The 12,440-nt window shown below is 64.1% G+C and carries 13 protein-coding genes and 1 pseudogene; 7 read left to right on the top strand and 7 right to left on the bottom strand.

Going from position 1 to position 12,440, the window contains the following annotated elements:
- Positions 1-54 precede the first annotated feature (54 nt).
- The 6 genes from KUV39_RS00070 to bioB are packed head-to-tail and all read right to left on the bottom strand — an operon-like array spanning position 55 to position 5,591.
- Complete coding sequence (locus KUV39_RS00070; RefSeq protein ID WP_222458617.1) at positions 55-843, bottom strand: methyltransferase; 789 nt, start codon at positions 841-843, stop codon at positions 55-57.
- Entirely contained in the window at positions 840-1,460 is a 621-nt protein-coding gene (locus KUV39_RS00065) for a pimeloyl-ACP methyl esterase BioG family protein (protein WP_222458616.1), read from the bottom strand. The genes KUV39_RS00070 and KUV39_RS00065 overlap by 4 nt, the downstream gene beginning before the upstream one ends.
- A 3-nt stretch (positions 1,461-1,463) precedes the next feature.
- The gene (bioA, locus tag KUV39_RS00060; protein ID WP_222458615.1) at positions 1,464-2,762 is read right to left on the bottom strand and encodes an adenosylmethionine--8-amino-7-oxononanoate transaminase; all 1,299 of its coding nucleotides are present in this window, start codon (positions 2,760-2,762) and stop codon (positions 1,464-1,466) included.
- Entirely contained in the window at positions 2,759-3,478 is a 720-nt protein-coding gene (bioD, locus tag KUV39_RS00055; RefSeq protein WP_222458614.1) for a dethiobiotin synthase, read from the bottom strand. The genes bioA and bioD overlap by 4 nt, the downstream gene beginning before the upstream one ends.
- A complete protein-coding gene (locus KUV39_RS00050) occupies positions 3,466-4,614 on the bottom strand; it encodes an 8-amino-7-oxononanoate synthase (protein ID WP_222458613.1) in 1,149 nt (382 codons plus the stop codon). Before KUV39_RS00050 ends, bioD begins: the two co-directional genes overlap by 13 nt.
- A complete protein-coding gene (gene bioB, locus KUV39_RS00045) occupies positions 4,614-5,591 on the bottom strand; it encodes a biotin synthase BioB (RefSeq protein WP_008562134.1) in 978 nt (325 codons plus the stop codon). The genes KUV39_RS00050 and bioB overlap by 1 nt, the downstream gene beginning before the upstream one ends.
- A 472-nt stretch (positions 5,592-6,063) precedes the next feature.
- On the opposite strand from bioB, the gene thiC reads away from it, so the two are divergent.
- Genes thiC through KUV39_RS00010 form a run of 7 tightly spaced genes read left to right on the top strand, consistent with a single transcriptional unit; the run spans position 6,064 to position 12,106 of the window.
- Positions 6,064-7,878, top strand: coding sequence for a phosphomethylpyrimidine synthase ThiC (thiC, locus tag KUV39_RS00040; RefSeq protein WP_046209922.1), 1,815 nt, complete (start codon positions 6,064-6,066; stop codon positions 7,876-7,878).
- On the top strand, positions 7,875-8,849 hold the full coding sequence (locus KUV39_RS00035; protein WP_222458612.1) for an FAD-dependent oxidoreductase: 975 nt from the start codon (positions 7,875-7,877) through the stop codon (positions 8,847-8,849). Before thiC ends, KUV39_RS00035 begins: the two co-directional genes overlap by 4 nt.
- Positions 8,818-9,015 carry a sulfur carrier protein ThiS gene (gene thiS, locus KUV39_RS00030; RefSeq protein WP_008561266.1) on the top strand — a complete coding sequence of 66 codons (198 nt, stop codon included), beginning with the start codon at positions 8,818-8,820 and terminating at the stop codon, positions 9,013-9,015. Before KUV39_RS00035 ends, thiS begins: the two co-directional genes overlap by 32 nt.
- Positions 9,016-9,017: 2 nt before the next feature.
- Positions 9,018-9,785 (top strand): thiazole synthase, encoded by a 768-nt coding sequence (locus KUV39_RS00025; RefSeq protein ID WP_222458611.1) that lies wholly within the window; start codon positions 9,018-9,020, stop codon positions 9,783-9,785.
- Positions 9,786-9,813: 28 nt separating this feature from the next.
- A complete protein-coding gene (locus KUV39_RS00020; protein WP_222458610.1) occupies positions 9,814-10,407 on the top strand; it encodes a thiamine phosphate synthase in 594 nt (197 codons plus the stop codon).
- Entirely contained in the window at positions 10,404-11,375 is a 972-nt protein-coding gene (locus KUV39_RS00015; RefSeq protein ID WP_222458609.1) for a HesA/MoeB/ThiF family protein, read from the top strand. The genes KUV39_RS00020 and KUV39_RS00015 overlap by 4 nt, the downstream gene beginning before the upstream one ends.
- On the top strand, positions 11,372-12,106 hold the full coding sequence (locus KUV39_RS00010) for a hydroxymethylpyrimidine/phosphomethylpyrimidine kinase (RefSeq protein WP_222458608.1): 735 nt from the start codon (positions 11,372-11,374) through the stop codon (positions 12,104-12,106). The genes KUV39_RS00015 and KUV39_RS00010 overlap by 4 nt, the downstream gene beginning before the upstream one ends.
- A 59-nt stretch (positions 12,107-12,165) precedes the next feature.
- Here the strand turns inward: KUV39_RS00010 and KUV39_RS00005 are convergent.
- Positions 12,166-12,440, bottom strand: a pseudogene (locus tag KUV39_RS00005) (methyl-accepting chemotaxis protein); the annotation flags it as partial.

The following is a 12,440-nucleotide window of genomic DNA, read 5'->3' as shown; positions in this document are numbered from 1 at the left end:
TGCCGCGCAGGCTGCGACTTTGGCCGCACATGCGCGCGCCAACGGCTGCGCCCCTCAGACCCGCCGGGCCAGCACCAACACCGGATCGTACGTCAGGCGAACACCGCCCTGATGGGGGAACTGTGCGCGATAGGCGTCTTCGAACATGCGCAGACGGCTGCGGCTCCATCCGCCGCGGGACTGACCATTGACGCCCGTCTCCCGAAGATGGCGCAGCACGGCGCGCGGACTGTCAAAGCGCAGCGTGATGGGCGCCTGACGCAGCTCTGTCAAATGCAGGCCATCCGGCAGCACCTGCTGCCAGTCGTGGTGGTCCATGTAGTTGGGGGCCGCAGCATCCGAGCCAAGCGCCACCAACTCGTGAAAATGGGCATGACCAAACCCAGACAGCGCCAGCCAGCCCCCCGGCTGCAGGGCCGTCGCAAACCGTTGCAGCAGGGATGGCAGGTCACAGATCCACTGCACAACCGAGGCACCAGCAATGAGGTCGAGCCCCTGGGGCAGATCGAGATCCTCGATCCGGCCGGGCAGAAAGGTTGCAGACCGCCCATGTGCGCCGAGACGCGATTGCAACCCCACCTCGGCCTCTGCCACCAGATCATTGAGCGTCAGACGGTCCACAGACACATCCCGCAGCAGCGCGTCAGTCAGGTGACCGGTGCCTGCACCGAATTCGAACAGTTGCGCCACGGGCGCGCCATCCAAGTGCTTGGCCAACAGTGCAGAGAGGTCAGCTGCAATCCGGGCCTGCGCGCTTGCAGCATCATGATAGCTGCCAAGGCCGCGACGAAAGGAACGGGCCACGCGGGCGGTGTCCACGGTGGGCGGAGTCAGATCCTTCACCAGATCACCCCCTGCCAGCTGTCAAACTGGTCAAACGGGGCGTGGGCGGCTGTCGGCAGCTCGCGCAGTGTCGCGCCGTCCCAGGACCGGTGCTGATTGACCGGCGGAAAAATGCGGTCCCGGCCAGACAGCCAGACCTGATCGAAGGTGACGGCGGGGGCCGCGCCGCGCGCAGCAACCGCATGCAGTTCGGCGCGGCGGGCCTCAACGTCGATCGACCGCGGCGGTTGCGGCGCATTGAAGCTCCGGCGCAGGAACTGGGCAAAGCTCTGCTCGCTCAACCCCTCTGCTGTTTTGGCCAGCACGGCCGGGGGGATGCCGCGTGCCTCGTCTACCGGCGCAAGCGTTCCGTTGACGGCAATCTTGCGATCAAAGGGATCCGGGCGGCCTTTCTGCCAATGGGCATAGGCCGCAACGCCAAAGGACCAGGCGACAAGGGTGACGTTTTGATAGCCGGACAGATCCGGCAGCTCTGCATCCAGATTGCGATAGTCGCTCGCAAAAAGGAGATCCTGCGGGCCTGCAAGATGGGCAAACACATCCGGGCCGACGGCCCAGCCGCCAAAGACCACGATGACGTCAGCCGCCCTTTTCTGTTTGAGCCAGCGGATCTCCATCGCCTACAGCTCCCGCGCCAAACGCAGCATGCCTGCGGTGATTTCGCTCAGCTGGTCGGGGGATGTGATGAAGGGCGGCATGGTGTAGATGTTGCAGCCAAAGGGGCGCAGGAACACACCCATCTCATGGGCCCGCGCGTGGGCCTCATCCGCCGAGACCCGGTGCTTCATTTCGATGACGCCAATGGCGCCCAGCACCCGCACGTCCGCCACATTGGGCAGGTCGCGCGCGGGGGCAAGCTCTGCCTGCATCTGTTCGCCAATTGCCGCCACCGTGCCGCGCCAGTCCTGGCCTGTCAGCAGATCAAGCGAGGCCTTGGCCGCCGCGCAGGCCAGCGGATTGGCCATATAGGTGGGGCCATGCATGAAGATGCCTGGATTGCCGCCGCCGATGCCTTCGGCAACGCGGTCGTTGGTCATCGTGCAGGCAAAGGAAATATGCCCGCCGGTCAACCCCTTGCCGAGGCAGATGATATCCGGCTCGACAGTGCAGAACCCGGTTGCGAACAGCTCCCCCGTGCGGCCAAAGCCGGTGGCGATCTCGTCAAAGATCAAGAGGATGCCCAGTTCATCGCAAAGCGCGCGCGCCTGATTGAGGTATTCGGGGTGGTAGAAATACATGCCGCCGGTGCCCTGCACGACGGGTTCCAGGATGAAGGCCGCGATCTTGTCTGCATTGGCTTCCAGCACCGAACGCAGCTCGCCCAGACCGTTCTGCGCCGGGTCGTCGATCCAGTCCTCATGGATGCGGATCGGCGGGCGGGAGACGAAATGCTGCACGCTCAGCGCGCCCTGAAACAGGTGATGCATGCCAGTGTCCGGATCACAGACGCTCATCGCCTTCCAAGTGTCACCATGATAGCCGGAGCGGATGGTGGCAAATTCGCTGCGCCCCGCGTGGCCCATGGCGTGCTGGTACTGCACCGCCATTTTCATCGCCACCTCGACCGAGACAGAGCCGCTGTCGCAATAGAAAATGCGCGTCAGGCTGTCGGGGGTGATCTCCAACAGCTTGCGGCCAAGGTCGATGGCCGGATCATGGGTCAGCCCGCCAAACATCACATGCGGCAGGGTGTCGAGCTGATCGTGGATGGCCTTGGTGATCGCCGGGTTTTTATGCCCGTGCATCATGCACCACCACGATGACATCGCATCAATCAGCCGGGTGCCGTCGTCCAGCGTGATATGCACGCCCTCGCTTTCCTTCACCACAAAGGTCGGGCCGGGTTTGGCGACATTGGTGTAAGGATGCCAAAGGTGCTGCTGGTCGAATTCCAGCTGGCTGAGGTCTGCGGCGCTCATGCCATCTCTCCTTGGGCCAGCGCCTCCCGGATCAGGTCGAGGTTGATGTGTTGGGCAAAGGCTTCTTGCAGAACCGTTCTGGCCCGGTCGATGGACCGGGCCGCGCCCGACCTCCCCCCCGGGAGGGCGCTTTGCCCCCCCCCGAGGTCGGGCTCGGCCCTCAGTTCCGGAATGAATGGCAACCGCCCCAGATGCGCCACTTGGCCGAACTGGCAGATGGTTTCCTCCACCATCGGCTCCGCATCACCGATAAAGGCCACGCCCACCACCGGACAGCCTGCATCGCGCAGCGCCTTGAGCGACAGCAGCGTGTGGTTGATCGTGCCCAGCTGGGTCCGCGCGCAGAGGATCACGGGGGCACCCCAGAGGGCGAAGAGGTCAAGATACAGCACCTTGCGGTTCAAGGGCACCATGAGCCCGCCTGCCCCTTCTGCCACCAGCACGCCGTCAACTTCGGGCAAAGGCAGCGTATCCGGGTCGATCTCTACCCCTTCGGCCTCAGCCGACAGATGCGGCGATGCGGGAAGTTGCAGCAGATAGCCCTCCGGCAGCGCCGGACGGCCGGACAGGCGCGAGACGATCTGGCTGTCGGTTTCTTCCTCCAGCCCCGATTGCACCGGCTTCCAATAGTTTGCGCCAAGAGCCTGCACCAGCCCTGCGGAAAAGATGGTCTTGCCGATGCCGGTATCGGTTCCGGTGACGATCAGGCGGGACATTGAGCAGCCTCCATTTCCTGCGCGAGAGTTTCAAACATCGTTGTAATGACGGTTTCAGGGGTGTTCAGCGTGATCGACAGCCGTAGCCGCGAGGTGCCACGCGGGACTGTGGGCGGGCGGATGCCGCGGATGTCGTAGCCGTGGCCCTGCATCGCAGCGGCCAGCGCCATAGTCCGTTTATCATCGCCAATTACCACCGGCAGGATCTGGCTTTGGAAACCCTCCAGCCCGCAAAGGCGCCCGGCCTCGGCCTGGGCATGGGTGATCCCCCGCCACGCCTGATGACGGCGATCCGGGTTCTGCTGCAGCTCCTGCAAGGCCGCGCGCACCAAGGCCGCATTCAAGGGCGAAGGGGCCGTGGCAAAGATAAACCCACGTGCCTTGTTGATCAGCGTCTCGATCAGCACCCGCTGGCCGCAGATCAGCGCGCCAGAGGCCCCGAGCGCCTTGCCGCAGGTGTGCAGGGACAGAACGTTCGGGCGGTGGGCAATGCCATGTGCCAGCCCGCGACCCAGATCACCGAACACGCCCGTCGAATGCGCCTCATCCACCACCAGCACGGCGCCCTCTGCATCCGCCAGCACCATCAGCTCATCCAGCGGGGCGAGGTCACCATCCATCGAATAGACAGCCTCAACCGCGATCCAGACCTGCCCCCTGCCCCCATTCTTGCGCCAGTCCTGCAACACCTCGCGGGCATTGTTCACGTCGCTATGGGCAAAGCTGCGGGTCTCCGCCCGGCCCAGCCGCATGCCGTCATGGGTGCTGGCGTGAATCAGCGCGTCATAGAGCACCAGATCGCCCTGCTGCGGCAGGGAAGAGAAAATCGCCTGATTGGCGTTGAAACCGCCGCCCATGAACAGCGCCGCCTCGGTGCCGAAGAATGCAGCTGCCTCAGCCTCCAGCAGCTGATGCTCCGCGTCATTGCCACGCAAGAGGCGCGAACCACCTGCCCCCACCGGCACCCCGCGCGCCAGCGCATCTGCAGCGGCGGCGCGCAACACATCGCTGCCCGCCAGCCCAAGATAGTCGTTGGAGGCAAAGTCATGCCCATCCCGCGGCATCAATTGCCGGTAGCGTCCGCGCGTGCGCAGCGCTTCCAGCGATGTCTCATGCCTCGGGAAGGCGCCCGCCATCAGCGGCTGCCGTCGCAACCAACCGCCATGGCAGTGATGCCAAGACGATCAAACAGCTGGCTGTCCTTGTCCTCTTCGGGGTTGTCGGCGGTCAGCAGCGTGTCACCCACGAAGATGGAGTTGGCCCCGGCAAAGAAGCACATCGCCTGCATCTCATCCGACATGTCGGTGCGGCCTGCGGACAGACGCACGTGCGACTTCGGCATCAGGATACGCGCCAGCGCAACGGTGCGCACGAATTCGATCGGGTCCAGCTTCGCCACATCGGCCAGCGGGGTGTCAGCAATCGGGATCAGCATGTTGACCGGAACGGAATCGGGGTGCTCTTCCAGTGTTGCCAGCGCCAGCAGCATGTCGATGCGGTCCATCTGCTGCTCTCCCATGCCGACGATGCCGCCCGCACAGACCTTGATCCCCGCCTCACGCACACGGTTCAGCGTCTCGATCCGGTCCGCAAAGGTGCGGGTGGTGATGATCTCCGAGTAGTACCGCTCTGAGGTGTCGATGTTGTGGTTGTAGTAATCCAGACCCGCATCGCGCAGGCGGAACACCTGATCGTCTTCCAGCATGCCCAGGGTCATGCAGGTTTCCATGCCAAGCTCTTTGACGCCGTGAATCATCGCCTCAAGTGCGGCCATGTCACGATCCTTGGGCGAGCGCCAGGCGGCCCCCATGCAATAGCGTGTCGCCCCGCCCTCCTTGGCCTTGCGCGCCTCTGCAATCACGCGCTCCACTTCGATCAGCTTGGAGGCCGACAATTTGGCACCGTTGCGCGCCGACTGGGAGCAATAGGCGCAATCCTCGGCGCAGCCGCCGGTCTTGATGCTCAGGAGTTTGGATTTCTGCACCTGATTGGGGTCAAAGTGCTGGCGGTGCACGGATTGGGCCTCAAACAGCAGATCCATGAAAGGCTGGTTGTAGATCTTCTCCGCTTCTTCGCGGGTCCAGTCGGTCCGGATCGGTGTGGCGTCCAGCATGGTGGCTCCAATCTTAATAGATAAAAACGGCCAAGTCGGCCTGCGTTGTGTATTTTAATAGATAAAACCAATCCCAGCTGACAAGTGTTTTCGCCGCAGAGCGGCATTCTCACGCGCATTTAGCACTAACCAACTGGAAAATATCCCGTTTTGAGAGCCGCCTAGAAATAGGTAAAAATTCTGGTTGACCAGATTGCCCCCTCTCCCCTACCCCTAAAGGCACGCAGGGGAGTCCCGCCCAAGGGACTGAGAGGCTGATAGGTGGGTTTCCACCGGTGACGCGACCCTTTGAACCTGACCCAGTTGACACTGGCGTAGGAAGCTAGGGCATGGCCCCGTCACCCGGTACAGGTGGCCCCGTGTTCCGAACAGGCAGATCTGTGGCCCGGCCGTACACCGCCCGCACGCCTGCCCGTTTTCCTCCGACCCGGCGCAACTGGTGTTTTTGAACCGACGCCCGGAGGAACACCAGATGAACGTCCCCAATCCAAAAATCACCACTGGCGCATTGCCCGCGTCCCGCAAGATCTATGTCAGCGGCGAAATGCATGACGATATCCGCGTGCCGATGCGCGAGATTTCCACCCACCCCACGGCGGGCGAGGCACCGCTGCCGGTCTATGACAGCTCCGGCCCCTACACAGATCCTGATGTGCTGACCGACATCCGTGAGGGCCTGCCCGCCCTGCGCCGCCAGTGGATCGAGGCGCGCGGCGACGTCGAAAGCTATCAGGGCCGCGACGTGAAGCCGGAGGACAACGGTTTTGTCGAGGGCGATCGTCTGACGCCGGAGTTTCCGGTGAAACCTGCCCCCTTGCGCGGCAAGGACGGCAAGGCGCCGACCCAGCTCGCCTATGCGCGTGCGGGCATCATCACCCCGGAAATGGAATACGTGGCGATCCGCGAAAACCAGCTGCGCGAGCTGTCGCCGTGCCATGCGAACCGCGACGGCAACGATTTTGGCGCCAACATCCCCGACTACGTGACGCCGGAATTCGTACGCCAGGAAATCGCCGCGGGCCGCGCCATCATCCCCGCCAACATCAACCACCCGGAAATTGAGCCGATGATCATCGGCCGCAATTTCAAGGTGAAGATCAACGCCAATATGGGCACCTCTGCCGTCACCTCCTCAATGGAGGAAGAGGTGGACAAGCTGGTCTGGGCGATCCGCTGGGGCGCCGACACGGTGATGGACCTGTCCACCGGGCGCAACATCCACAACACCCGCGAATGGATCGTGCGCAACTCCCCCGTGCCGATCGGCACCGTGCCGATCTATCAGGCGCTGGAGAAAGTGAACGGCATCGCAGAGGACCTGACCTGGGAAGTGTTCCGCGACACGCTGATCGAACAGGCGGAACAGGGCGTCGATTATTTCACCATCCATGCGGGCGTGCGCCTGCATATGGTGCCGATGACGGTGAACCGGGTGACGGGGATCGTCTCGCGCGGCGGGTCGATCATGGCGAAGTGGTGCCTGCATCACCACAAGGAGAGCTTCCTCTACGAGCATTTCGAGGAAATCTGCGACATCTGCCGCCAGTATGATGTCAGCTTCTCCTTGGGCGATGGCTTGCGCCCCGGCTCCATTGCGGACGCCAATGACGAGGCGCAGTTTGCTGAGCTGGAAACCCTGGGTGAACTGACCAAGATCGCCTGGGCCAAGGACTGCCAGGTGATGATCGAAGGGCCGGGCCATGTTGCCATGCACAAGATCAAGGAGAACATGGACAAGCAGCTGGAGTGCTGCCACGAGGCGCCGTTCTATACGCTTGGGCCGCTGACCACGGACATCGCGCCGGGTTATGACCACATCACCAGCGGCATCGGGGCGGCCATGATCGGCTGGTTCGGCTGCGCGATGCTGTGCTACGTAACACCAAAGGAGCATCTGGGCCTGCCCGACCGCGACGACGTGAAAACGGGCGTGATCACCTACAAGATCGCAGCCCATGCCGCTGACCTCGCCAAAGGTCTGCCGGGGGCGCAGCGCCGCGACGATGCGCTATCGCGCGCACGGTTTGAATTCCGCTGGGAAGACCAGTTCAACCTGTCGCTGGACCCGGACACCGCGCGCGAGTTCCACGACCAGACCCTGCCGAAACAGGCCCACAAGGTGGCGCATTTCTGCTCCATGTGCGGGCCGAAGTTCTGTTCGATGCGGATCAGCCACGACATCCGCGCCGAGGCGCAGAAAGAGGGCATGGAGGCAATGGCCGCCAAGTTCCGTGAGGGCGGCGAGCTGTATGTGCCTGCATCCGAGGTCGCGGAACCGGCAGAATGATCACCATCGCGGGTGCAGGCCTTGCGGGCCTCGCCTGCGCCTATGAACTGGCGCAGCGCGGGGCCCCTGTCCGGGTCTATGAGCGTGCGGCAGAGATCGGCGCGGGCAGTGTGTCGCGCTACGCAGGCGGCATGCTCGCGCCCTGGTGCGAACGCGAAAGCGCCGAGGAGGAGGTCATCACCCTCGGTGGCCGCGCCATCGACTGGTGGGCCAAGATCACGCCTGTTCACCGGCGCGGCACGCTGATGGTTGCGCCAGCCCGCGACCGGGCAGAGCTGACCCGCTTTGCCCGCCGCACCAGTGGATACAGGCAGGTGGATGGCGCAGAGATCAGCGCACTGGAACCGGCACTGGCAGGCCGGTTTTCACAAGGCCTGTTCTTTGAACAGGAGGCGCATCTGGACCCGCGCCAGGCGATCCGCGATCTGGCAGCTGCAGCCACAGCGCTGGGGGTAGAGATCTGTCTTGGCACAGAGGCCCCCGGGAACGTCGATCTGGATTGCAGGGGAATGGCCGCCGGCCGCGATCTGAAAGGCTTGCGCCCGGTGCGCGGCGAGATGGCCATCCTGCACTGCCCGGAGGTGAAAATCAGCCGCACCCTGCGTCTGCTGCACCCGCGAATGCCGCTCTACCTCGTGCCGCGGGACGGCGGGCTGTTCATGATCGGCGGGACGATGATCGAAAGCACATCACCCCGCCAGATCACCCTGCGCTCGCTCAGTGAGCTACTGAATGCCGCCTTCACCCTGCACCCTGCCTTTGCCGAGGCCAGCGTGGTGGAGACCGGCGCAGGCCTGCGCCCTGCCTTTTCCGACAATCTGCCCCGCCTGCATCAGGACGGCGGGACGCTTTTCCTCAATGGGCTCTACCGCCACGGATTTTTGCTGGCCCCCGCCTTGGCGCAGCAGGTGGCGGAGCGCCTGAGACCGGAGACACATGATGAACATCACCGTAAACGCCAAAGCGCATGAGGTGAGCGCCCGCACCGTCGAGGACGCGCTGCGCGAACTGGGCTTTACCAGCCCCTCTGTTGCGACCGCGCTAAATGGCAAGTTTGTCGCCCGCAATCGGCGCGGCGACACCGACCTGCGGGAGGGCGACCAGCTGGAAGTCCTGGCGCCAATGCAGGGGGGATGAAGATGAAGATCTACGGACATGAGATCACCTCGCGCCTTTTGCTTGGCACTGCACAATACCCCTCGCCTGCGGTGCTGGGCGCGGCCATCCGCGAAAGTGGCAGCGAAATCATCACCGTCTCGCTGCGCCGCGAGACCGCTGATGGGACCGGGGCCGGCTTTTGGGATCAGCTGCGCGATCTGGGCTGCCGGATCCTGCCCAACACCGCCGGCTGCCATTCGGTACAGGAGGCCGTGACCACGGCGCATATGGCGCGGGATCTGTTCGACACCCCCTGGATCAAACTGGAGGTGATCGGCCATTCCGACACGCTGCAGCCGGATGTCTTTGCCCTGGTGGAGGCCGCGCGCACCCTCGCTGACGATGGTTTTCAGGTCTTTCCCTACACCACTGACGATCTGGTGGTGGGAGAAAAGCTCTTGGAGGCAGGCTGCGAGGTGCTGATGCCTTGGGGCGCGCCGATTGGATCCGGTCAGGGCCTGCGCAACCCCGACGGTCTGCGCGCAATGCGGGCCCATTTCCCGGATGTGCCGCTGATCGTGGATGCAGGTATTGGCCGCCCGTCGGATGCGACGCAGGCGATGGAACTGGGCATGGATGCCGTGCTTTTGAACACGGCGGTCGCCAAGGCAGGCGACCCTGCGGGCATGGCCAAGGCAATGGCGCTGGCAGTTGAAGCTGGCCGCGCGGGCTTTGCTGCCGACCCGATGGAGCGGCGCGACATGGCGGTGCCCTCTACCCCCGTTCTTGGCCTTGCAGCGCTGAGCTGAGCTGCCCGATCACATTCTGGAGACGACTATGGAGCGTTTTTATCTCATCGTTGGCCATGTCAGCCAACTGGAACTCTTGGTGCCGCATGGGGTGCGGCTGGTGCAGCTGCGCATCAAGGACCAACCGGAAACCGAGGTGCGCCGCCAGATTGCGCGCGCGCGGGATTTCTGCGCCGTGCATGGTGCCCAGCTGGTGGTCAACGACTACTGGCAGGCCGCGCTGGACCTCAATTGCGGCTTTGTTCACCTCGGCCAAGAGGACATGGACAGCGCCGATTTTGCAGCGCTGCGCCGCAAGGGCGTGCGGTTTGGCCTGTCGACCCATGACGAAACCGAACTGGAGCGCGCCCTGTCCTATGGGCCGGACTACGTCGCGCTTGGCCCTGTTTACGAAACCCTTCTGAAACAGATGAAATGGGCGCCACAGGGGCTGGATCGGGTGCGCCGCTGGAAACAGATGGTGGCAGACACACCGCTGGTCGCAATCGGGGGGCTGACCATCGATCGATTGCCCGGCGTCTTTGCGGCAGGGGCAGACAGCGCCGCTGTGGTCACCGATATCCAACAGGCCCCCGACCCTGAGGCGCAGACCCGTGCCTGGATCAAGGCCTGCGCTGCATGAGCCGTTTCGAGCGTCAGATCGCCCTGCCGGAGATTGGCCGCGACGGCCAGGACAGGCTGGCCGCTGCCCATGTGCTGGTTGTTGGCGCTGGTGGGCTTGGCTGTCCGGTCCTGCAGTATCTTGCGGGTGCTGGGATCGGTGAGATCACCGTGATGGACGGCGACAGTGTGGAGACCACCAACCTGCCCCGCCAACCGCTTTATACGGTTGCAGATATTGGCCGCTACAAGGTTGAGGCCGCGCGCGCACGGCTGAGCGCAATGGCCCCGGAGCTGCGGTTGCACCCTCATGCCCGTGACCTGACACCGGACAACGTGCATGCTGCCATCCGCCCTGCCGATGTCGTGATTGATGCCGCCGACAGCTATGCGGTGTCCTATACGCTGTCAGATCATTGCCTGCAGACCGGCACCCCGCTCATCAGCGCGTCGGCACTGGCCCAAGGGGGTTATGTCGGCGGTTTTTGCGGTGGCGCGCCATCGCTGCGGGCGGTCTTTCCTGATCCTCCCGACAGTGCGGCCACCTGCGCCAGCTCTGGCATCATGGGGCCTGTGGTGGGCATGATCGGTGCGTTACAGGCCCAACTGGCCCTCAAGGTGATCCTGAACCACAGCCCCAGCCCTTTGGGTCGGTTGTTCAGCGTCGATCTGGCCGACCTGCAGATGGGTGGTTTTGACTTTTCCGGTGCTGCAGAGCCCGAACAAATCGTGCCATTCATCGGTGCCGCGGCGCTGCGGGATGGCGACCATGTGATCGACTTGCGGTCCACAGCGGAGGCACCGCGCCCTGCAACACCCAATGCCCTGCGCATTCCTCCCCAGAACCTGCAGCGCGACCTGCTGCCACCGGGATCCGGACGGGTGGTTCTGGCCTGTCGCACGGGGCTGCGCGCATGGCGCGCTGCGGCGGCGCTGGGGGATGATCTTGCCCCACGGCTCGCCCTGCTTGCGTTGGGGGATCCGCGATGACCCGCGTTCTGATAATCGCGGGCACCGATAGCAGCGGCGGCGCGGGATTGACCCGCGACACGGCGACGGCGACCACCCTTGGCTGCACTGTTGCGCCGGTTGTGACCGCAGTCACCGTCCAGACGCATAAGCAGCTACACGACATCACGCCAATCCCTCCAGAAGTGATCTCAGCCCAGATCAGAGCCGCTGCGGAAAGCGAGCGCATCTCTGCCGTGAAGCTTGGGATGATCGGATCTGCACAGGCCGCGCAGGAGATTGCTGATGCGTTGGGCCGTTTCTGTCCCGATACGCCAGTGGTGTTTGATCCCGTCCTGCGCAGCTCCTCTGGCGGGGTTCTGATGAAAGACGAGGCGCTGATGCCGCTATTGGAAATGACGACCCTGCTCACCCCCAATCTGGCAGAGGCCGCCCATCTCAGCGGTCGCGCCGAATCCTCCCGACCGGTGGATCTGGCGCGGCAGGGCGAACGGTTGCAGCGTCTGGGTGCGCAAGCGGTGCTGATCAAGGGGGGCCATGGCAGCGGTGGCACCTCGGTCGACCACCTGTTTGCGGACGGGCATATGACACGGTTCGAGCGCCCGCGCCTGCCGCAGGGGCGCCGGGGCACCGGGTGCACACTGGCAACCGCCCTAGCCTGTGCGCTTGGCGCCGGTGCCTCGCTGGCAGAGGCCTGCCAGCAAGCGGGCGATCACGTTCACAAGTGGATCAAATCCGCCGTCGCGGCATAAAAAGACCCCGGCGAAATCTCCGCCGGGGTCCATTTGTTGTGACTATGCGCGAGGCTGGATCAGAAATCCTGCCAGATGTCTTTTGCTGCGTTGCCGTCAAAGCTGGCGGCTGCGGCGGGTTGCGGGGTGACCTGGGCCTCGATGTCCCAGTCGTCACCATGTGCACTGGGGGCGCTGGCCGGGGCTGGAGCCGGGGCTTGCGGTGCGGTGCGCGGCGCGGGGCTGGCTGCGCGCGGGGCGCTGGTGCTGCCTGCGGCGACCTTGAAATGCGCCACCAGCTCGGCGAGCTTGCCTGCATCGGTGTTCAGCATATGGCTGGCAGCCGTGGCCTCTT

Source organism: Phaeobacter italicus (assembly GCF_019801785.1).
In the GTDB taxonomy this organism is placed as follows: Bacteria; Pseudomonadota; Alphaproteobacteria; order Rhodobacterales; family Rhodobacteraceae; genus Phaeobacter; species Phaeobacter italicus.
Note: the sequence above shows the minus strand (reverse complement) of the source record. Positions and strands in the feature narration are given on the sequence as shown.